This window comes from Streptomyces sp. MK7 (assembly GCF_032658145.1).
In the GTDB taxonomy this organism is placed as follows: domain Bacteria; phylum Actinomycetota; class Actinomycetes; order Streptomycetales; family Streptomycetaceae; genus Streptomyces; species Streptomyces spiralis.
Genome location: NZ_JAVACL010000015.1, coordinates 73365 through 93034, shown reverse-complemented (window position 1 = coordinate 93034; position 19670 = coordinate 73365). Strand labels below are relative to the sequence as shown.

The 19670-nt window shown below is 69.6% G+C and carries 16 protein-coding genes and 3 pseudogenes; 3 read left to right on the top strand and 16 right to left on the bottom strand.

Going from position 1 to position 19670, the window contains the following annotated elements; translation table 11 throughout:
- Nucleotides 1-453: 453 nt before the first annotated feature.
- The 3 genes from R2S09_RS18640 to R2S09_RS18635 form a co-directional block, all read right to left on the bottom strand.
- Complete coding sequence (locus tag R2S09_RS18640; protein ID WP_306191277.1) at nt 454-2166, bottom strand: MFS transporter; 1713 nt, start codon at nt 2164-2166, stop codon at nt 454-456.
- 145 nt (nt 2167-2311) lie between these two features.
- On the bottom strand, nt 2312-2965 hold the full coding sequence (locus R2S09_RS40600; protein WP_399144147.1) for an ROK family protein: 654 nt from the start codon (nt 2963-2965) through the stop codon (nt 2312-2314).
- 440 nt (nt 2966-3405) lie between these two features.
- On the bottom strand, nt 3406-4317 hold the full coding sequence (locus R2S09_RS18635; protein WP_316742240.1) for an alpha/beta hydrolase: 912 nt from the start codon (nt 4315-4317) through the stop codon (nt 3406-3408).
- A 145-nt stretch (nt 4318-4462) separates the two neighbouring features.
- On the opposite strand from R2S09_RS18635, the gene R2S09_RS18630 reads away from it, so the two are divergent.
- Both R2S09_RS18630 and bla read left to right on the top strand, forming a co-directional pair.
- Nucleotides 4463-5398 carry a helix-turn-helix transcriptional regulator gene (locus R2S09_RS18630; RefSeq protein WP_316742157.1) on the top strand — a complete coding sequence of 312 codons (936 nt, stop codon included), beginning with the start codon at nt 4463-4465 and terminating at the stop codon, nt 5396-5398.
- Nucleotides 5399-5552: 154 nt separating this feature from the next.
- Nucleotides 5553-6362: a class A beta-lactamase gene (bla, locus tag R2S09_RS18625; RefSeq protein ID WP_316742155.1), complete on the top strand. Its 810-nt coding sequence runs from the start codon at nt 5553-5555 to the stop codon at nt 6360-6362.
- Nucleotides 6363-6420: 58 nt separating this feature from the next.
- On the opposite strand, the gene R2S09_RS18620 is transcribed toward bla, so the two are convergent.
- From R2S09_RS18620 to R2S09_RS18570, 11 genes and pseudogenes are all read right to left on the bottom strand, one after another.
- Nucleotides 6421-7683: an ROK family protein gene (locus R2S09_RS18620; RefSeq protein ID WP_306190936.1), complete on the bottom strand. Its 1263-nt coding sequence runs from the start codon at nt 7681-7683 to the stop codon at nt 6421-6423.
- Entirely contained in the window at nt 7670-8620 is a 951-nt protein-coding gene (locus tag R2S09_RS18615; protein WP_306190935.1) for a sugar kinase, read from the bottom strand. Before R2S09_RS18615 ends, R2S09_RS18620 begins: the two co-directional genes overlap by 14 nt.
- Nucleotides 8617-9246: a bifunctional 4-hydroxy-2-oxoglutarate aldolase/2-dehydro-3-deoxy-phosphogluconate aldolase gene (locus R2S09_RS18610; RefSeq protein WP_316742152.1), complete on the bottom strand. Its 630-nt coding sequence runs from the start codon at nt 9244-9246 to the stop codon at nt 8617-8619. Before R2S09_RS18610 ends, R2S09_RS18615 begins: the two co-directional genes overlap by 4 nt.
- The gene (locus R2S09_RS18605; protein WP_316742150.1) at nt 9243-11342 is read right to left on the bottom strand and encodes an ABC transporter ATP-binding protein; all 2100 of its coding nucleotides are present in this window, start codon (nt 11340-11342) and stop codon (nt 9243-9245) included. Before R2S09_RS18605 ends, R2S09_RS18610 begins: the two co-directional genes overlap by 4 nt.
- Nucleotides 11339-12082, bottom strand: a complete 744-nt coding sequence (locus R2S09_RS18600) for an SDR family NAD(P)-dependent oxidoreductase (protein WP_306190933.1) — start codon at nt 12080-12082, stop codon at nt 11339-11341. Before R2S09_RS18600 ends, R2S09_RS18605 begins: the two co-directional genes overlap by 4 nt.
- Nucleotides 12083-12084: 2 nt before the next feature.
- Nucleotides 12085-12999, bottom strand: a complete 915-nt coding sequence (locus R2S09_RS18595; protein ID WP_316742149.1) for an SMP-30/gluconolactonase/LRE family protein — start codon at nt 12997-12999, stop codon at nt 12085-12087.
- Nucleotides 12996-13862, bottom strand: a complete 867-nt coding sequence (locus tag R2S09_RS18590) for an ABC transporter permease (RefSeq protein WP_316742148.1) — start codon at nt 13860-13862, stop codon at nt 12996-12998. Before R2S09_RS18590 ends, R2S09_RS18595 begins: the two co-directional genes overlap by 4 nt.
- Entirely contained in the window at nt 13862-14458 is a 597-nt protein-coding gene (locus R2S09_RS18585) for an ABC transporter permease (RefSeq protein WP_316742147.1), read from the bottom strand. The genes R2S09_RS18590 and R2S09_RS18585 overlap by 1 nt, the downstream gene beginning before the upstream one ends.
- Nucleotides 14459-14566: 108 nt before the next feature.
- Nucleotides 14567-14698: pseudogene (locus R2S09_RS18580) on the bottom strand (ABC transporter permease); the annotation flags it as partial.
- A 120-nt stretch (nt 14699-14818) separates the two neighbouring features.
- The gene (locus R2S09_RS18575; RefSeq protein WP_316742146.1) at nt 14819-16396 is read right to left on the bottom strand and encodes an ABC transporter substrate-binding protein; all 1578 of its coding nucleotides are present in this window, start codon (nt 16394-16396) and stop codon (nt 14819-14821) included.
- Between the two features lie 10 nt (nt 16397-16406).
- On the bottom strand, nt 16407-17510 hold the full coding sequence (locus R2S09_RS18570; RefSeq protein WP_306190928.1) for a mandelate racemase/muconate lactonizing enzyme family protein: 1104 nt from the start codon (nt 17508-17510) through the stop codon (nt 16407-16409).
- A 378-nt stretch (nt 17511-17888) separates the two neighbouring features.
- Between R2S09_RS18570 and R2S09_RS18565 the strand changes: the two are divergent.
- Nucleotides 17889-18224: pseudogene (locus tag R2S09_RS18565) on the top strand (serine/threonine protein kinase); the annotation flags it as partial.
- A gap of 10 nt (nt 18225-18234) precedes the next feature.
- Here the strand turns inward: R2S09_RS18565 and R2S09_RS40595 are convergent.
- Both R2S09_RS40595 and R2S09_RS18560 read right to left on the bottom strand, forming a co-directional pair.
- Entirely contained in the window at nt 18235-18336 is a 102-nt protein-coding gene (locus tag R2S09_RS40595; RefSeq protein ID WP_399144145.1) for a hypothetical protein, read from the bottom strand.
- 33 nt (nt 18337-18369) lie between these two features.
- Nucleotides 18370-19667: pseudogene (locus R2S09_RS18560) on the bottom strand (alpha-galactosidase); the annotation flags it as partial.
- Nucleotides 19668-19670 lie beyond the last annotated feature (3 nt).

Here is a 19670-nt window from a genome sequence, read left to right as displayed (position 1 = left end):
GCGGAAGGCGATCCTGGACACCGCCGACCGGGCCCACCGGTACCCACCGTTCCACCCCGGCGGATCGCCGGCTGGTGCGGGGTGGACGGCGACGCCGTCGCGGTCGGCAGCGGCTCATGGGCGTGGCGCTGCAACTGCTCCAGGCCGTGATCCGGCCGGGCGACCGCATGGTGTACGCCTGGCCCGGGTTCGCCGCCTGTGCGATGCCGGCCACCATGGCGGGCGCCGAGCCGGTTCCCGTACCCCTGCTCCCCGACGGGCGACAGGACCTGGCCGCCCTGGCCGGGCGATCGACGCGACCACCGGCGTCGTCCGGGACCGTCGGCGAGGCGGACCCCTGTCCGTGCTCGTACGGGTTCCGGCCGAGCGGCGCGCGCACGGCGCGATCGCCGAGGCACGGCCTTGGTGGGCAGCGCAAGGGCTGCCCACCAAGGCTGGAGGGTGGCCGTGGAATCAGTCGCCCTCTTCGGCGAGGGCCGCCAGTTCACGCTCCACGGCGCGCTGGTGTTCCGCTGCCTCCTCGCGTGCCTTCCGAGGGCTCCAACGGCCGGCCATGAGGAAGAGGAACGGCAGGAAGAACACCTGTCCGGCCACGCAGATCAGCCACCAGGTGCGCCACTGTGCCGGCCCCTGGGCGGCGGCGGTCTTCACCTGGGATCCGTAGCGTTGCAGCAGCGCCAACTGCGGCTGGGCCTTGCGTACGGTGGCCAGGTTGTCGGCCCCGACCTCTCGCACCGCCCGAGCCGCCAGTGCCGGTGGTACCGCGGTCGGAGGGTACGCCTGGAGTTCGGCGAAAAGCCGCGGGTGCGCGTCGATGATGGCCAGAGCGGGGGCGGCCTGGACACTCGCGGCCTTCACCTGGGCGCCGTGCTCGACCAGTGGCGTGGCCGATGTGACCACGACCGGGACGAACGCCGTGGAGATCGCGACCACCGCCCGGATGATCCATCCCCACACGGCCAGACCGGTCGCCGTGGCGGCCGGGTTGTGCTTCTCGACGGTCTCGGTGAAGCTCGCCATCCAGGGTGCGTAGGTGATGCCGGTGAGCACACCGATGGCGACGAACAGTGCGGCAAAGGTGTAGTAGCCGGTGCGCGGCTCCGTGGCGTGCAGGGCGAAGAGCGTGGTGACCGCGATCGAACCGATGGCTCCGACGATCATGAACGGCTTGCGCACCTTCAGCTTGTCGGAGAGCAGCCCGGCCGCCACCAGGGCCACCGCGTTGGCCGCCCAGTACCAGTTGGCCAGCCCGTTGGTGCGCTGCTCGCTGTAGCCGAAGGTCGCGGCGAAATAGACGACGAAGTTTCCGACAGCGCCGAAGTAGAGCAGGAGGAAGAGGCTGACAGCGGTGGCCGAGCCGACGACGTCCAGCCGCAGCATCTGCCGCCAGTGGCCGCCCTCTGCCGCCGTCCTCGGATTCATGCCCTTGGCCCGCGCTTCGACCAGCGCACGGTCGCGGAGGCTGACCATGATCTGATCACGCAGCCGGGGGGACAGCTCGCGCAGCCCCACCAGCGCCAGAACGAAGACGGCAAGCCCGGCCCAGCCGGAGTAGCGCAGCTCGTCCTGCCAGCCGGCGAAGGACAGGGTGCTGCTGGTGACGACGGTGACGACCAGGCTCCCGATGACCGGACCCATGGTCCAGTAGCCCATCGCGGTGGCTCGGCCGAGTTGTGGGGAGAAGTCCCGGATCAGTGCCGGCGTGGCCACGAGCACGATGCCCTCGATGAAGCTGAGGCAGGCGAAGAGCACCAGGTAGGTGCCCTTGTCCGGGGCGTTGGGCAGGGCGAAGAGACTGAGCAGGGCGGCGATGAGAAGACCGTAGACCACCATGTTGGCCCGGCCCCAGCGGTCGGCGAGGCCCGCCACGAGCGAGGCGAACGCGCCGACCGCGTTGCCGATGACGGATACCCACACGAAATAGCTGTAGGTCATGTGGAAGTGCGTGATGATCGACGTGGCGACCGCGTACTGCACGTAGAGGGCGTAGTACAGGACCACGGTGGTCAACACCACGATCGCCAGGTACGCCAGGCGGCGTGAGGTGACGGGGTAGTGGTTCAACTCGCGACGCCACAGCCGGGCGAAGCGGCCGGCTGTTTCCGGCGTGCCGGTGTCGGTCGGTCCCAGTTGCGTGTCGTCGGGCGAAGCGGGCATGGCGGTCATGCGGCGGCTCCTGGGTTCGGGCCCGAGGGCCCGGTGTGGTGGGTGCGGGCAGTGCATGTCTTGCGGCGCGGCGAGGCGCGAGCGCTCTTTCGGCCTGGTGGGCCGAATCCCGGGTCTCTGTGTTCGGGGACGGTGTGCGCAGAGGCTAGTACCGACCAGTCGGTACGACATAGAGGTGTGCACCGGGATGCCGAAACGTGACCTGGTGCCCGGGGAGATGCGGGGGCACCCGGTCACGCCGGGACCTCTGAGAGTGCCGATGAATCATGCGGCGGCCTTCCGCGGGCGTCCGTGCACCTGGACGCCGGTCGGCACTGGCCGGCGGCAGCAGGCCACGCCGTCCCACCGTCCCGCAGGACCGCCGGACCGACGGAGGGACCGGACGGCGCCCGGCCTCGCGCGGTCGCGCCGAGCCGAGCGCACGGGTGGCTGGTACGGGCCCGGCTGAAGACCTGCACCGGCGTTCCGACGGCCGCGCGGGGCACCGACATGCAAGGGGCCACGGGCCCACAAGCCGCGCGAGTCCTGGAACGGTAGGCGTCGAGTACGGCCTCGATCGAGGCCACCGTCTCCAGGCACCCGGTCCCGCCGCACCCGCAGGTCTCCCGTCCGGCTCCACGGTGACGTGGCCGAACTCTCCGGAGCGGCCGTGAGGACCGCGGGGGAGCGTACCGGCCACCACGAGACCGCCGCCGATCCCGTGCGACAACCGCAGGTACAACAGGTCCTGTTCGCCGACGGCTGCGCCCCAAATCGTCTCAGTCAGAGCCGCCAGCCGGGTGTTGTCTTCGATCAGCACCCGCGCACCGAAGCGGTCGAGGACCAGCGCCGAAACCGTGTCATGCCCAGGCGCCGCCAGCGGGGCGAGGTCCGGGGAGGCGACCGGTCCGACCACACCGACACCGGTGCCGTTCGGCGCGCCGGTTCCCAGCGCCCCGCTCGTCAGGGTCTCCGCCAGCCGCCACGCGATGTCGACAAGGGCCTGCCACGGGGCGTCGGGGCTGTGCGCCTCACTCACCGGGCCCGCGAGCTGGTGTGCGGAGTCCGTCGTGGCCACCCGCACTGCCCGCCGTGCGAACTCGATGCCGGGATGCAGGCCGTTCGGATGCAGAGCCAGCACCTCCGCGGGGCGGCCTCGCGTGCGCTGGGCCGCCGAGCCGGACCTCGGCTGCCCCGGGCCAGTTCGGCTGGCGCCCGATCCTGTTTCCGGGCAGCGCGCCCACGGGTGCCCGAACCGCGTCAGACCCTGGCTGTCCGCAGTCGGTCGGACTGGCGTATCGCTGTGTGTGCCACCTGAATGACATCCGCGAGTCGGGTCGGCTGCGAGAGGAACGGTGAGTGCGAGGAATCGATTTCCACGACCGTCGTCGGCCGGGCGGAAACGGCGTCGATTTCTCGGACCATGAGGCGCTGCAGCTTGGGCCGTATGGCGTTGTCCCGGGTGCAGACGACGTAGCTGTGCGGGATCGAACCGTACCGTTCGGCGGTCACGGTGATCGGTTCGAGGGCGATGCCGGCGGGCGCGTCCGGGGTCAGCAGCGAGATCGCCGCCTCGGCGGTCGGCCCGTCGATGTCGTCGTTGTAGAACGCTTCGCGGATGGCGGCCCGCCGGTCGGTGTCGCCCGTGTCGTAGCGCAGCGCTCCGACCGCGGCCGGGTCCGCCGAGAGCCCGCTCGCCACCAGTTCTCCCGCGTTCTCCGGCATGCTGATGTACTGCGCCGTCGGCAGCCCGCCAACGGGGGCGAACGCCGCCACGTACATGATCTCTCCGAACAGCTCCGGCGCCTGTTCGGCGGCGGCGGTCGCCACCGTGCCGCCCATGCTGTGCGCCACGACGAGGCACGGCCGGCCATGTCCGATCCGACGCACCTGCTCGACCAGGCTCGCGGCCGCGGATGACGCCGTGATCCCGGACACCGGCGAGGGCTCCGCGGCGAAGGCACCGGAGTCGAACGGTCGCCGCCATCGGGCTCGGGGCGAGCGGCTCTTCAGCCCATGTCCGTCAAGATCCACGGCGACCGAGGCGACACCACGGGCGGCGAGTTGCTCACTCACCAGACCCCAGCACCAACTTCCGTGCCAGAAACCGTGAACAAGGACGACGGGGGTCGCGTCTTGCATGCTTTCCTCTTTTCGTCTCGCATCGACCATCTGGTCCAACGGGACCGTAGACGCGCGACGTTCGCGGTGAAACAGCTCAGCCACGTACTGCCGAGCAGTGGATAAAACGGGCGCGGCCCCGCGCGCTGATCGACCCATGTGCACACGTGGGAGCCCAGGTGCGACCATGCATCCCATGAAGCACCCTCTCGACGGGACCCGCGATCCGATCGCCGGTGCGGACCCAGGCTGGAGGTCCGCCCCGGGGACCCAGGTGACGGACCGGATCCAACTCGGGGACTTCCTGCGCCGCCGCCGTGAGGCCTTGCGTCCGGAGGACCTGGGCCTTGCCCCCCGCGCCCGGCGTCGCACTCCCGGGCTGCGCCGTGACGAGGTGGCGGTGATGGCCAACATGTCCGCGGCCTACTACGAGAGTCTCGAACAGGCACGCGGTCGTCAGCCGTCAGTCTCGATACTCGCGAGCCTTGCGAACGCGCTGCGACTGACACCCGACGAACGGCATCATCTGTACCTGCTGGCCGGTCAGGCACCGCCGACGCCCGCCGAGGCCCCGGACTACGTCGACCCGGGACTGTCGTACACACTGGAGGCGCTCGCGGCCACGACGCCCGCGCTCATCACCGACGACCTCGCCAATGTCGTGGCACAAAACCCTTTGAACACGGCCCTGTTCGGCGCGTTCGCCGACCGGCCCGGTTACGAGAAGAACCTGACCTGGCACTGGTTCACCTCCGCGCACTGGCGTGGCGTACTGCGCTCGGCGTCGCCGCAGGAGGAAGAGGCGACCAGCCTGTCGTATGTGGCCGATCTCAGGGCCACAGTCACTCAGCGCGGCCACGATTCCGCGGCCGCGACACTGGTCTCCGATCTGTGTGAAGCCAGTTCGGAGTTCGCCCAGATGTGGCACCAGCACCGGGTGTCGACACTACGATGCTCGACCAAATCCGTGTACAGCCAGCATGTGGGACGCCTCGATCTGGACTGTGTCGTCCTCGCCAGCCCACAGTCCCGGCAACGACTTCTCATGCTTCAACCCGTGACGGGCACGCAGACCATGGATCGCCTGAACCGCCTCCAGTTGTTGATCCGCGGCGGGCAGTCGACCAGTTGAAGTCCTCGTAGACTGCTACGGTGAATTATTCCGGGATTCGTTGATTTAGTCCGAGCCGATGTCCTTGCGGCTCTTCTTGGTGGAAGCCACTGTTGTGGAGCAGCAGCTGCAGAAGAACTTCTGGGCTTCACGATTGAACGAGCAAAGGAATGCCGTGCTTCTGGCCCATCGCACCGTCTCGCCCACGATCCTCGCCACCGCTCTCGCCCTCGCCACGGTGGCCGGAACAACCGCTTCTGCATCCAGCTCTGTTCCCTCCCACACCCCGGTGGCTGTCAACCATGCGGGAGAACGGTTCGCCTACGCCTCCACGTACAAGGCGCTCGCGGCGGCCGAGGCGTTGCGGCAGGAGTCGCCCGATCAGCTGAACCACGTGGTCCAGTACTCCGAGGACGACCTGGTCAGCTACTCGCCCATCACCAGTCAGCACGTCGACACCGGCATGACGGTGCGGGAGCTCTGTGACGCGGCGGTGCGGTACAGCGACAACACCGCCGGAAACCTGCTCCTTCGGCAACTGGGCGGGCCCGCAGGACTGGGCCGTGCGCTGGCTCGGCTCGGTGACCACACCACCCACGTCAACCGGTATGAGCCCGACCTGAATACAGCGGTGCCCGGCGACGTACGCGACACCACCAGCCCGCGAGCTCTTGGCAACGACTTGGAGAAGTACGCCGTCGGTGGCGTTCTGACGAAGAGCCGGCGGGACGTCCTCGACCAGTGGCTGCGGGGGAACACCACGGGAGGGACCTTGATTCGGTCCGGGCTGCCCAGGGATTGGACGGTCGGTGACAAGTCCGGTGCCGGGAGTTATGGAACGCGCAATGACATCGCCGTGGCGTGGCGGCCGAATCGGGCGCCCCTGGTGCTGGTGGTGATGTCCTCCCGTCACACACAGGACGCCCCCTACGACGATGCGCTGGTCGCCGAGGCCGCTCGGGTGGCAGCCGAATCACTGCCGTAGCCCGACGTGCGTGACACGGGCCGGGTGGAGGGAGACCGTCGGTCTCCCTCCACCCGGCTCAACCTCCGACCGGAGTCCTCAGCATTGGGACGGGGTCGGAGAAGAAGGCATGCAGAGGCAGGCTGCCTGAACCTCGGACGAGGGAGCCTTCTCCCAGGCCGGTGGGGACGATGCGTTCGGCCGCCTCGGGGCGGCTGAGCCGGGCGGCGGCCGTGGCACGGAGGGCGTCGAGATGTTCTGGGGTCTGCAGGAGGCCGCCACCGAGGACGAGCAGGTCGGGGTCGATCAGGTCCAGCAGGATGCCGGCGGCGATGCCGACGTATTCCGCCCGTTCTTTGAGCAGTGCCGCGGCTCGTGCGTTGCCGGAGCGGGACTTGGTGACGAGTGACTCGAAGGAGGCGTGTGAGGGCACGACGCCGGTCTGGCGCGCCCGTTCGAGCACGGCGACGTCGCTGGCCAGCGCTGCGAGACAGCCGGTGCGCCCGCAGCGGCACGGTGTTCCCTGCGCGGCGTGGCCGAGCGGGAGGTGGTCAAGCGTTCCAGCCGCGGCGTCGTGACCGAGCCGTAGGCGTCCGTCGATCATCAGGCCGGCGCCGACGATGTTGCCGATGAAAAGGAAGATCGAGGAGTCGGCGTGCCGCGCGGCACCGAGGTAGGTCTCGGCCAGCGCCATCGCGCGCACGCTGCTGTCGACAAAGACAGGATTGTCACCGGTGCTCAGCTCGTCTGCGAGCCGGACGTTCTTCCAGCCGAGCAGGGGGTGGTCGACGACGACGCCCGTATGCGGATCGACCCGGCCTCCGGTGGCCACCCCGATGCCCAGGATGCGCTCCGGCCCCCCGGCGAGAGTCACGAGCTGGTCGCGAAGCTCCCGGGCTTCGTTGAGGACTGCCTTCTGCGTTCGGCCACGATGCGTGATGGCGTGTTCCGTGACGACGTTGCCGACCAGGTCGAGGAGGCCTCCGGTGGTGCGGCGCAGCCCGATGTGGATACCGGCGAAGCGGTAGTAGGAGGTGTCGAGGGCTACGGGGACGCGCGGGCGCCCCATGTTGCCTTCGGCCACCGCGGTGAGTTCGACCAGCATGCGGGCGCGTGCCATCTGCGCGGTGATCTTGGTCATGCTCGTGGCGCTGAGCCCGGTCGCCTGGACGATCTCGGAGCGCGCCGAAGGCCCGCGGTGCAGAAGGGTCCTGGCGACGAGCGCCGTGTTGCGGCGCCGCAGGCTCTCCAGGCCGCTGCCGTGCGGCTGCGCCGTGCTGGGCAGCGGACCGCCGTCGCGGGGCCGCGCGGCCTCGTGACCGTCGGTGTCAGCGGAGTACATCGTCACCCCGCAGCATGTCGATCTCGGCGCGGGACGGCAGCCCTTCCCAGTCGCCCGGGCAGGCGACGTTGACGGCGGCGACCGCCGCGGCGGTCTCGAGCGCCTCCTGAGCCGAGCGGCCACGAGCCAGATCGGCCAGGAGACCGGCGGCGAAGGAATCGCCCGCGCCCACCGGGTCGAAAGTCTGCGCGGGGCGCGCCGGCACCTCGTGCAGGCGGCCGTCGTCCCAGGCCACGGCACCGTCGGCGCCGCGCTTGACGACGACAAGCCGAGGCCCGAGTCGACCGAGTGATGCGGCCGCCTGGAAGGGGTCGGCCATCGAATGCTTCGTCAGGAGGGCGGCCTCTCTCTGGGTGGCAAGCACGATGTCGGCTCGCTTGATCACTTCCATGAGAATCGGTCGGGCCTCCATCGCAGTCCAAAGCGCCGAGCGGTAGTTGACGTCGACACACGTGGTCCGTCCGGCCTGAGCCGCCAACTCCAGTGCACGGAACACCGCTTGCCGGGCGCTCTCCGACAACGCCGGAGTGATGCCCGACAGATGCAGGATCCTTGCCCGAGTCACGTGCTCGGGCAGCACGTGCTCGGGAGTGAGACGTGCACCGGCGCTGTGCCGGCGGTAGTAGCACACGCGGGAGACGTCGGCGCTGCGCCGCTCCTTGAGCAGAAGACCGGTCGGCCTCTCGGTGTCGATGACGACGCCGTCGGTGTGCACCTGCTCGGCGCGGAGGGTTCTGAGGATGAGCCGGCCCACCTCGTCGTCGCCGACGACGCCCACCCAGGCCGCGCTGCCGCCCAGCCGGCTGACGCCGATGGCGACGGTGGTTTCGGCCCCGGCCATGGACAGCCGCATCGGACCCCCCATCCGCAGCGGTCCGATCCGCTCGCTCTCGAAGAGCCCCATCGTCTCGCCGTACGTGATGACGTCGACGGTCATGAGACAGCAGCCTTCCATGCACGGGCCCGCACCCGGAGCTGGGCGAAGTCCCCGGTTTCCAGAGTGTCGCCGGTCAAGGGTGAGCCGACGCCCAGGGCGACCGCGCCGGCGGCCAGCCATGCGGCGGCGTCGGCGAGTCCCACACCGCCCGTGGGCACGACATCGGCCTCCGGCAGTGGTACGCGCAGCTGGCGCAGGAATTCAGGTTGGTGCGACGCCGCCGGAAACAGCTTCACGAGTTCGGCTCCCGCCTCCAGCGCCGTGCAGATCTCGGTGGGAGTGAACGTTCCCGGCAGCACCGCGGTGTCATGGGCGTGCGCGTATTCGATGACCGGCACCGACAGGCTCGGGGACACCAGGAAGCGTGCGCCCGCGTCGAGGGCCCGTTGAGCTTCGTCGACCGTGCGTACAGTGCCGGCACCCACCACCGCACGCCCGTCGAGGACCTCGACCGTATGACGCAGGGCGTCGAGTGCGCCCGGGCTGGTGAGGGGAAACTCCAGTACACGTACGCCCTCTTCGACAAGAACGTGCGCCGCGGCCGCCAAGCGGTCGGTGTCGGGGCTCCGCAGGATCGCCACGAGGCGGGTGTCCCGGATCGCCCGATGGGTGGTGGCCGTCATCATGACGTCTCTCCTGAAGGGGCCAGAACGGAATTCCGCGCCGGACCGAGACCGCTGCCGCTCAGCTCGCCGGGGAAGTGACACGCGGCGTAGCGGCCGGGCGCCACTTCGGTGAGGAGGGGGCGCTCGGTGGCACAGATGGTCCGTTCCGGGTTGGCCCGGGGACCGATCGGGCAGCGGGTGTGGAAGCGGCAGGCAGGCGGGGGACTGATCGGACTCGGGACGTCACCGGTCAGCACGATGCGCTCGCGGGCCCGCTCACGCGCCGGATCGGGCTCGGGCACCGCGGACAACAGGCTTGCCGTGTAGGGGTGTTGCGGCTTGGACGTGATCTCTTCGGAGGGGCCCGACTCGACGATGTGCCCCAGGTACATCACCATGATCCGGTCCGAGATGTGCCGAACGGTGGCGAGGTCATGGCCGATGAAGAGGTAGGCGAGGCCAAGGTGCCGCTGCAGCTCCTGGAGCAGGTTCACGATCTGCGCCTGCAGCGACACGTCGAGGGCGGCCACCGCCTCGTCGCACACCAGCAACCGGGGGTTGACCGCGAGAGCGCGGGCGATGACGATGCGCTGCCGCTGACCGCCGGAGAACTCATGCGGGTAACGCGACGCCACCTGCGGGTCCAGGCCCACCAGTTCCAGAAGTTCCGCCACGCGGCGCTTCACCTCACTGCCCCGGGCCAGCGCATGGACGAGGAGAGGTTCACCCACGGCATCCGCGACGGTCAGACGCGGATTGAGCGACGACATCGGATCCTGGAAGACCAACTGTGTCTGGGCGCGGTACCAGCGCAGGTCGCCGCCGCGCAGGACCCCCACATCGCGGCCGTCGAAACGGATGGCCCCTGAGGTTGCCGGGTGGATGCCCAACAGGGCCTTGGCGAGTGTCGACTTCCCGCACCCCGACTCGCCGACCAGGCCGAGTGTCTCGCCGGGCGCGATCGAGAAGTCGATTCCGTCGACCGCGCTGACCTGGACGGTCCTGCGCCGCAGTGATCCGGTCCGCCGCTTCACCGGGAACGTCTTCACCAGACCCCGCACGCTCAACAGCGGCTCCTGGCCGTCGTGCTCGGCGACGGGCTCCCCGGTCGGTGCCGGCGGGGGCGGCGGCGGGAGCGCACCGTCCGTGCCGGAGACCCAGCAGGCCCATTCCCGACGGCCTTCGTCGAGGCGGAAGAAGGGAGGCTGCTCGGCGTGGCAGCGCTCCACCGCGGCATCACAGCGTGGGGCGAAGGCGCAGCCCGTGATGGGCGCGACGAGGTTCGGCGGACGGCCCTCGATGGGCAGCAGAGGCAGCTGCCGGGACGTGGCGAGATGCGGTGTCGCGGCAAGGAGGGCCCGGGTGTAGGGATGCCGGGGCTGGGTGAACAGCTCGTCCACCGCGGCCTGTTCGACGATCCGGCCGCCGTACATCACCGCCACCCGCTGGCAGGAACGGGCCACCACTCCGAGATTGTGGGTGATGAGCACGATGGCTGTGCCCAGGTCGCGATTCAGCTCGGCCAGCAGTTCGAGGATCTGCGCCTGGATGGTGACGTCGAGCGCCGTCGTCGGTTCGTCGGCGATGATGACGTCCGGTTCGTTGGCGAGGGCCATCGCGATCATCACGCGCTGGCGCATGCCGCCGGAGAAGGCGTGGGGATAGTCCGACAGCCTGGCCCCGGGATCGGGGATACCCACGCGTTCCATGAGCTCCAGGGCGCGGGAGCGGGCCTGCGCACCGGTGAACTTGCCGTGCGCGAGCATCGCCTCGAGGAGCTGGTCACGCACGCGCATCACCGGATTCAGCGACGACATCGGATCCTGGAAGATCATACTGATGCCGGCGCCGCGTACCTCGCGCATCTCTCTGTCGGAGAGCTTGAGCAGGTCGCGTCCGTGGTAGACCACCTCGCCGGACACGACGCGTCCCGGCGACCTGACGATGCGCATCAAGGACATGGCGGTCACGGACTTGCCCGAGCCGGACTCGCCGACCAGAGCGAGTGTCTCGCCGGCCTGGACGTCGAAGGTCACGCCGCCGACGGCCCGGACGACACCGCGCTCGGTGCTGAAGTGGGTGGTGAGGTCTCGTACTTGCAGGACCGGTTCGGTCATGAGCGATCTTCCTCCGGAAGCCGGGCGAGCAGTCCGCCGTCCACGGGGAGGACCGCTCCGGTGACGAACGAGGCATCGGGGCCGGCGAGGAAGGCGACGCAGCGCGCGACTTCCGCCGGTCGGCCGGCCCGGCGCAGCGGATAGTGCGCCACCACCTCCTCCAGCCGCTGGGGGTCGCGCCATATGCGGGCGTTGCGCTCCACCGCGACGAAACCCGGCGCCACGGCGTTGACCCGTACCCCGAGGGGGCCCCACTCGACTGCCGCGTTGCGGGTGAACGTCGTGAGCCCCGCCTTGGCCGCGGCATACGCGCCGAAGCCGGTCAGGCCCCCGTGCGCGTGGACGGAGGTGACGTTGATGATGGAGCCGGGACGCGAGTCCAGGGCGGCCACGAAGCGGCGGCTGAGTGCGACCGGTGCGCGGAGGGAGACGGACAGGGTGTGCTCCCAGCCCTCGTCGGTGCTCTCGAGCAGCGGAGCGCGCTCCTCGGCGAAGGCACAGTTGACCAGAACGCCGAGCGCACCGGGCAGGGATGCCGCGGCCTTCAGGCACTCGTCGTGAACCGCGGCGTCGGTGATGTCTCCGACCACGCGGTGCCACGGCGTGCCGGCGCCGACCGCGTCGTCGATGTCGACGGCGACGACCTGGCTGCCGAGTTCGTGGAGGCAGGAGGCGACGGCGCGGCCGATCCCGCGTGCCGCGCCGGTGACGATGCTGGTGGTGCCGTCGAGCGTGGCCATCTTCAGATCACCATCCTGTTGGCCGGCAGTCCGCGCCCGCCGGGGGTGAGCCCGAACAGCGAGCCGGCTCCCCGGGCGATCGCCGCCGTGCGGAGGTCGGGGTTCTCGGGACGGCAGCCGGAGGTCACGAACAGGTCGCACAGGCGGTCTCCGCCGAAGGCGCAGCTGGTGGGGTACCTGACGGGCAGAGTGATGCGTTCCCGCAGCTCGCCGGTGGGGGAGTAGCAGGCCACGGCGCCGCCGCCGGCGAGCGCGACCCACACGCCACCGTCGGCGTCGACGGCGATCCCGTCGGGCATGCCGTCTTCGAGGGCGACCCGCACGAAAGGGTCACCCGGACCGAGGGAGCCGTCGCGGACGTCGTAGGGGAACACGGTGATGGTCTGCCGGAGCGAGTCGACGAAGTACATCCTGTCCGCGGCGGGAGACCAGGCGATTCCGTTCGCCAGGGCCACGTCCCCGAGCATCCGGACCGGGACGTCTGCGCCCGGGTCCAGGCGCCACAACGCGCCTGTCATGCCGGGCCGGTGGGGCAGTGGCATCGTTCCGAGCCAGAGGCGGCCGGCCGGGTCGACAGCGGTGTCGTTGATACGCAGGCACGGGCTGTCCGGTACGTCGGCGAGGTGGCGTGTGCCGTCCTCGGTCTTCTCGTAGACACAGAGCCCTGACGTCAGGACGAGTGTGCCGTGCTCGGTCAGGGCGACGGACGAGAGGGGTGGTGCCAGTTCGATGGTCGAGGTGGTTGCGGCCCTCGGATCCGTGGCGTGCAGCCGGCCGCCCCACAGGTCCACCCACAGCAGGACTCCGTTCGCCTTGTCCCAGAGCGGACTCTCGCCGAGCAGGGCGCCGGCGGGGCTGATGGCGGTCGGGCCGGCCGTCGTGGCCGTGGTACCCGCCGGGTTCGTGTGTGCGTTCATCGGCGCAGCAACCCCCGGTTCAGGCCGTCGGCGATCAGGTTGAAGCCCAGCACCAGTGCGGTGACCACGACGATCGGGCCCAGCGCGTACCACTGGTTCTGGGTGAGGAAGTTGACGCTGGTGCGCAGCAGCGCGCCGAGCGAGGGTGCCGGTGGGCGGATGCCGATGCCGACGAAGCTCATGGCGCCTTCGATGAACACCGCCATGGACAGGCTGAGAGCTGCCTGCACGATCAGCGCGTCGACGGCATTGGGCAGGATGTGCCGCACGATCACGCGTGCCCGGCCGGCGCCGATGACCTCGGCGGCGACGACGTAGTCGCGGCTGCGCTGGGACTGCAGCGCCGAGCGGGTCAGCCGTCCGAAGAGCGGGACGTTGACGAGGACCACCGTGACCATGATCGCCGTGATGCCGGGGCCGACGGCGGTCGCGGCCACGGCGACCCCCAGGACCAGGGCGGTGAAGGCCAGCATGACGTCGAAGATCCGCTGGATGACGGCGTCCAGGAGGCGGTGCAGCCCGCACGCCAGGCCGAGCACGGTGCCCACGACGGCCCCGATGGGCACCGCGACGCCGGTGACCAGCACGTCCTGGCGGATGCCGTAGAGCACACGGCTGAAGACGTCGCGTCCGAACTCGTCGGTGCCCAGCAGGTGCGCCGGGCTGATCCCGGCGAAGCTGTCGCTGCTCTGGGCGTCGACGCCGTACGGCGCTATCCAGGGGGCGAGGACGCCGAGGAGGAAGAGCACCGCGACGATGGTGATTCCGGCGACCGTCTCGGGATGGCGCAGGGCCCGGCTCCAGCGGGAGCGCTGGGCCTCCATCGGGACGGTGACGGTCGAGGGTGCGGTTACGGCGGTCATCACGCCTCCAAGCGGACGCGCGGGTCGACGGCGGCGTGGCCCAGATCGGTCAGGGTCTGGATCACGACGAACACGGCGACGGTGAACAGCAGCAGGTCCTGGACGAGGACGTAGTCGCGGTTGAGTACCGAGGCCACCAGCAGGTCCCCGATGCCGTGCCAGCCGAAGATCGCCTCGACCACGATGGCGCCACCGAGGAGCTGGCCGACCTGGATGCCCAGCACCGTCAGGACCGGGGGAAGGGCGTTGGGAATGATGTGGGCGCGCACCAGGCGGCGGGTGCGAAGCCCCTTCGCCAGGCCGGTGCGGACGAATTCCTCGTCCTGTACCTGACGGACCGACGCGGACAGGAACCGCGCGAGGACCGCGGCGGTGGGCAGACCGAGGCACAGGGCCGGCATGAGCAGGTACTGGACGGCGATCTCCGGGTCCTGGGCCAGGGACATGTAGCCGCCCGAGGGCAGCACCCTGAAGGTCACGGCGAAGAGCAGGACCAGGAGTACGCCGCTGACGTACGGCGGGATCGCGAAGGCGAGCGAGACCAGCGCACCGACCGCCTTGGTCGGCACCCGGCTGCGGCTGACGCCGAGGAGCACGCCGGCTGTGCCTCCGAGCAGGATGGCGACGAAGAGGGCTGCGAGCGTCAGGGAGACGGTCTGGCCGAGTGCGTCACCGATCGCCGCGGTCGCGGGCTGCCGGCGGACGTAGGAGGCTCCCAGGTCGCCGGTGAGGATCCCGCGGATCCATTGCAGGTACTGGGAGACGACACTCTGGTCCAGGCCCAGGTTGTGGCGTACGGCCGCGACGGTGGCCGGAGTGGCGTCCGGCCCGGCCAGGACGTCCGCCGCGTCGCCCTCCGCGAGCCGGGGGACGCAGAGACCAGCACTGAGGCCACAGCGAGCACGAGAGCTGCCGAGGGCAGTCGTTTGAGGGCGTATCGCAGCATGGCGGCGTACTCACTTCGTCAGGTACGCGTCGTCGAGATCGAGGTAGTCGTACATGTTGTACTTCAGGTCCTTGAGCTTGGTGGAGATCGTGAACGTGTGCGAGCTGACGACCAGGTCGTTGACGAACTGCTGCTTCAGCAGGAAGTCGTTCATCTTGGTGTAGGCGGCATCCGCCTTGCTGCCGCCGGGTGTCGTCCAGAGCTGCTGAGCGAGCGTGCGGTACGTGCCGGAGTCGAAGTTGGAGGCGTTCTTCTCCGCGTTGAACGGGAACGCGCCCTTGACGAGGGTCGCCGGGTTCAGCTGGCCGAAGCCGTGGACGTTGACGAACAGGCCGGGCAGGCCGCCGCCGGACAGCTTGCCGAAGAAGTCGGCTGCCTGCAGCGGTACGAGCTTGGCTCGCAGACCGGCCTGCTTGAGGTCGAACTGCACGATCTCGGCGATGGCCTGGTTCGTGGGCAGTCCGGAGTTGAAGACGATGTTGACCGACGCGCCGGTGGCGCCGGCCTGGGCGATCAGCTGTTTCGCCTTGCCGATGTCGCGGTGATAGGTGGCGGCCTTGTCCTTGTCGAACGCCGGGGAGGAGGGCGACCAGGGCAGTGAGCTGGTCTGCCCGATGCCGGCGAGCACCTGCTTGAGGATGCGGTCCCGATCGACGGCCCAGGCCACGGCCTGACGGAACTGCGGTTTGTTCAGCGGCGCGACCGTCACGTTGGACCCGATGTAGTACGCGGCGTCGGCGGCGTCGGAGGCCACGACCTTGAAGTTCGGATCGCCCTTGAGGGACACCGTGTCGAGTGGTGCGAGATCGAGGGCCAGCTGACTCTGACCGGACCTGAGGGAAGCCTTCATCGACTGCGACTGGCTCTGGACGTTGATGTTGACCCGGTCCAGGTACGGGCGCCCCGATTTCCAGTAGTGGTCGTACCTTTTCAGCTGAAGTCCGGAGCCAGGGGTGTACTTGACGACCTTGAACGGTCCCGTTCCGATGAACTTCTTGCCCGCCAGGAGGTCGTCGAAGGTGGCCTTGTCCACGATGGGCATGACCTCGAACAGGTCGAACAGGTTCGACACCGGCTTGTCCATGCGCAGGGTGAGCGTGTGGTCGCCGTCGGCCTTCATGCCGGTGATCGCCTGTGCCACATGCTTGAACTGCGAGGGCACGTCCTGCCGTGTGATCGCCTTGATGGTGAAGATGACGTCGTCGGCGGTGAAGGGGCGCCCGGAGTGGAAGGTCACGCCGTCCCGCAACTGCAAGGTGATCGACTTGTGGTCGGGAGACCACTTCCAGCCGGTTGCGAGCTGAGGCTGGGGCTTCAGGGTGGTGTGGTCGTACTCCGTCAGGGTGTTGAACACGGTCCTGATGACCGAGAAGTTCGGGTTGTTCTGCGACAGGAAGGTGTTCGGTGCGATGTCGGCGCTCTGGACGATGTTCAGGGTGCCTCCCTGCTTGCGTCCGGATGAGCCCTCTTCGTCGACGGCCGACTTGCACCCGGAGGAGGCGAGGGCGAGGCAGGTCACGCCTGCCGTCACGATGAGCGCGCCGCGTTGTGTGAGCAAGCGCTGAAGGTGGTGCTGGGGTATGGGCATGGCGCTCCCCTTAAAGGGTGGTGGACCACAGGACTCGAAGACTCGGATGCCTTGTGTTGAGGGTCAGACCGAGACCTGGACGGTCATCGGCGTGAAGGTGACCCTCCGCTATGCGTTCCAGACTCCCGACGAGATCGGATCGCCAGGGTGTTTCGCCGAACTGGTACTCCAAATCAGTGGCGTTGGGACAGACGGCGAAAAGATGGGCGGCGGCCGCGGTGGCCACCGGACCCGACGGGTTGTGCGGTGAGACGGCGAGCTCCGGCACGCCGCGCGCGATGGACAGCACACGTTCGATACCGCCCGCGTGCTTCACATCGGGCATCAGGACGTCGATCAGGCCCTCGGACACAGCGGCGTCGGCCTCCGCGGCGTGGAACATCAACTCGCCGCCGGCCAGCGGGATCGTCGTGGCGGCACGCAAGGCGCGCAGGTTCCGTGTCTGGTCCATGGCGACCGCGTCCTCCAGCCAGCCGATGCCCAGGTCTTCGAGCGCCGGCAGGAGGCGGTGGATCTGCTCGACCGGAAGCCTCTCGTGGCAGTCCACCCTCAACTCGATGTCGTCGCCGACGGCCTCGCGGATCGCACGGAGCCGACGCAAACCGGTGGCGGCGAGCGATCCGGCTCCGTCCGGGACGTCGAACGGCGCGCACTTGACCGCGGAGAAGCCGGCCGTCACCGCCTTCATCGCTGCCGCCGCCACATCGTCCGGCGTACGACCTCCGGGTACCCGGTTGATGTTGGCGTAGAGGCGCACCGGTGCGGGTGCTGAACCACCGAGCCACTTCCAGACGGGCTCGCCCGCCGCCTGTGCCGCGTGATCGGTCAGCAACTGCTCCAGACCGCCCATGAGCGTCGCTCCCACGAAGGCGTCCGGGCGCGCCCGCTCGCCGGCCCGACGGGCGAGTGCGTCGACGATGTCGGCGCGGTCCGCCAGCAGGTCCCGACCACGCAACTCACCTGCGGCGAGCTCGAGTTCGGTCACCAGATTCGCGGGGTGCCCGGAGTCGGAGCACTCACCCAGCGCAAGGTGATCCGCGTCCCTGAGGACCACGAAATGCCACTGCGTCCGGTCGCTGACGTGCGACTCCAGCAGTTCCAGCGTGCGGCTCATCCGGCGCCCCTCCCTTGGTTGCTACACAGTAGAAATTAAGTGGAGAGGTGTCAACGGTCGTGGCGCGAGCCGGCTGGGTGTCGGTGAGGTCCCTGGGCACTGCCGGGAAATCAGTCCAGGTGGGGGAGCATTTAATCCGCTCCTCGATGCCTTGTTGCCACTTTTCCTGCGGATCTACTGTCCAGCTATGGCGTACGACGCAATCCTTGAGCGGGAGGGCCGCGGCCACTCCTCGGCTCGGAAACACGCAGCACCCGCGTCGGCGTGCAGAGGGGACGTGAGAGCGCGTGATATCCCGAGACGGTGATCGTGAGGCGGTCACGCGTTCGGAACGGCTGATCCCCGGACGGTACCTGTTGCACGACCGGCAGGGGCGGCATGGGAACGGTCTGGCGCGCCCACGACCAACTCCTGGACCGGCCGGTCGCCGCCAAGGAACTGCATCTCCTCACCGCCGTCGACGAGGAGCACCGCGTACGGATGCGCCGCACCATCCGCGAAGCCCGCGCCGTCGCCCGGGTGCCGCACCCCCACGTGGTGGGAGTCCACGACCTCGTCGAGTCCGAGGACCGGCTGTGGATCGGCATGGAACTCGTCGAGGGGCCCTCACTGGCCCATCGGATCACCGCGGTCGGACTGCTCGCACCGCAGGAGACCGCCGCCGGCCTGCAACTGATCGACGCGCTCGACGCCGGCCACAGGGTCGGCACCCTGCACCGGGACGTCAAGCCCGCCAGGGTACGGAGCATGCGGCGGACCAGAAGAGGTGGTCGGTGGGCAGGCCGCGGCCGCCGCTGTAGCCGATGTAGGTGACGACGACGGGCAGCGGGCCTTCGGCTCCGCGCGGGCGGAGCAGCCAGGCGGCGGGGTGGCGGAGATCCAGGTGGTGCCGGTCCACTTCCGAGATGCGGACGCCGTCGCGGCGGAAGAACGCCTCGTCGGGCAGGGATCCGGCCATGGGGCTGCGTACGCCGATCACCTCCGGCTCCAGCCACAGGCCGGGGACCATGCCGTGCTCCCGTATGCGGTCCAGCACCTTGTGGATCCCCTTCTCCCCGGGGAATCGGGAGGCGGCAGGCTCCCAGGCGCCGACGGTGCTCCACCAGCCGCCGTTGTCGTCGTCGTACCAGCCGGCGTCGATCACGAAGTATTCGGCGCCCGCGTCGGCGGCGGCGTCGATGAGCGGCAGCAGCTTGTCGGTGGTGGGGTCGCCCATCAGGCAGTTCATGTAGTCGTTGAAGATGACGGGCAGGCGCTGATGGTCGTCGTGCGGGCGGCGGTGGGCGCGGCGGTAGCGGGTCAGTGCGGCGAACGCGGCGTCGGGGCCGCCGTCGGCGCTGAAGGACAGGGCGGCGGGTACGGTGCGGAAGACGGAGCCGGGTTCCAGGGGGTGCCGCCAGCCGTGATGGGTGTCGGTGGGCCCGAACAGTGCCGTGTAGGCGACCTTGTCGCGTTCGCGGCATTCCCAGCGCCAGCCGCCGCCGTTGTGCTCGATCTGCCATACCCAGGTGCGGCCGGAGCGGCGGTCCGTGAGGCCCCCCATGGGGAGGTGTCCACAGCTGGACCAGGTGCCCTGTCCGTTCAGGGCCAAGCCGGCTTTGCCGTGGACATCTCTCACGCGTCCGCGGTGGGCCGGTGAGGTCAGGCGCATCGGCTGCCGCTGCCAGCGGCATTCGGAGAGCCAGTCGTTCTCCGCCCACAGCAGGTCCGCGACGTCGACGGCCGAAGGCCCGTCCGGGGTGAGGCAGCCCACCACGAGCGAGCTGACCGACTCCAGGTGCAGTGTGGCCTGCCCCTCGTTGCGCAGGGTCACCTCGCTGCGGAGCACGGGCACGCCGTCCGGAGACCGGTAGGTCACCTCCGCGGCCAGCCCTGTCTCCGGGGCGTGGAGGCGGACGGTCAGCGTGTGCCAGTCGCCGTCGCGGGTCGCGTGGTGGGCCCGGTGGCGCAGCCGCCCGCCGAGGCCGGTGTCGACCAGACGGCTGCCCGACCAGCCGCGGCCGTCACTTCCACCAGGGGCAGGGGCGTACCAGGGCCGCTGTCCGGCTCGCCGGGCGGCCCGAGGCGTGTCGGGCGCGGGCTGCCGTCGTCATCGAGGAGGATCTCCAGCTGGAGGGCCTCGTGCCCCCAGCGGATGGTGCGTTGTTCCTCGGGCATGGT

Bases quoted from the DNA above. Each gene is read 5' to 3' on its own strand.
- R2S09_RS18640 (WP_306191277.1), bottom strand. From the start codon at position 2,166: ATGACCGCCATGCCCGCTTCGCCCGACGACACGCAACTGGGACCGACC.
- R2S09_RS18635 (WP_316742240.1), bottom strand. From the start codon at position 4,317: ATGGTCGATGCGAGACGAAAAGAGGAAAGCATGCAAGACGCGACCCCC.
- R2S09_RS18630 (WP_316742157.1), top strand. From the start codon at position 4,463: ATGAAGCACCCTCTCGACGGGACCCGCGATCCGATCGCCGGTGCGGAC.
- R2S09_RS18620 (WP_306190936.1), bottom strand. From the start codon at position 7,683: ATGTACTCCGCTGACACCGACGGTCACGAGGCCGCGCGGCCCCGCGAC.
- R2S09_RS18615 (WP_306190935.1), bottom strand. From the start codon at position 8,620: ATGACCGTCGACGTCATCACGTACGGCGAGACGATGGGGCTCTTCGAG.
- R2S09_RS18610 (WP_316742152.1), bottom strand. From the start codon at position 9,246: ATGATGACGGCCACCACCCATCGGGCGATCCGGGACACCCGCCTCGTG.
- R2S09_RS18605 (WP_316742150.1), bottom strand. From the start codon at position 11,342: ATGACCGAACCGGTCCTGCAAGTACGAGACCTCACCACCCACTTCAGC.
- R2S09_RS18600 (WP_306190933.1), bottom strand. From the start codon at position 12,082: ATGGCCACGCTCGACGGCACCACCAGCATCGTCACCGGCGCGGCACGC.
- R2S09_RS18595 (WP_316742149.1), bottom strand. From the start codon at position 12,999: ATGAACGCACACACGAACCCGGCGGGTACCACGGCCACGACGGCCGGC.
- R2S09_RS18590 (WP_316742148.1), bottom strand. From the start codon at position 13,862: ATGACCGCCGTAACCGCACCCTCGACCGTCACCGTCCCGATGGAGGCC.
- R2S09_RS18575 (WP_316742146.1), bottom strand. From the start codon at position 16,396: ATGCCCATACCCCAGCACCACCTTCAGCGCTTGCTCACACAACGCGGC.
- R2S09_RS18570 (WP_306190928.1), bottom strand. From the start codon at position 17,510: ATGAGCCGCACGCTGGAACTGCTGGAGTCGCACGTCAGCGACCGGACG.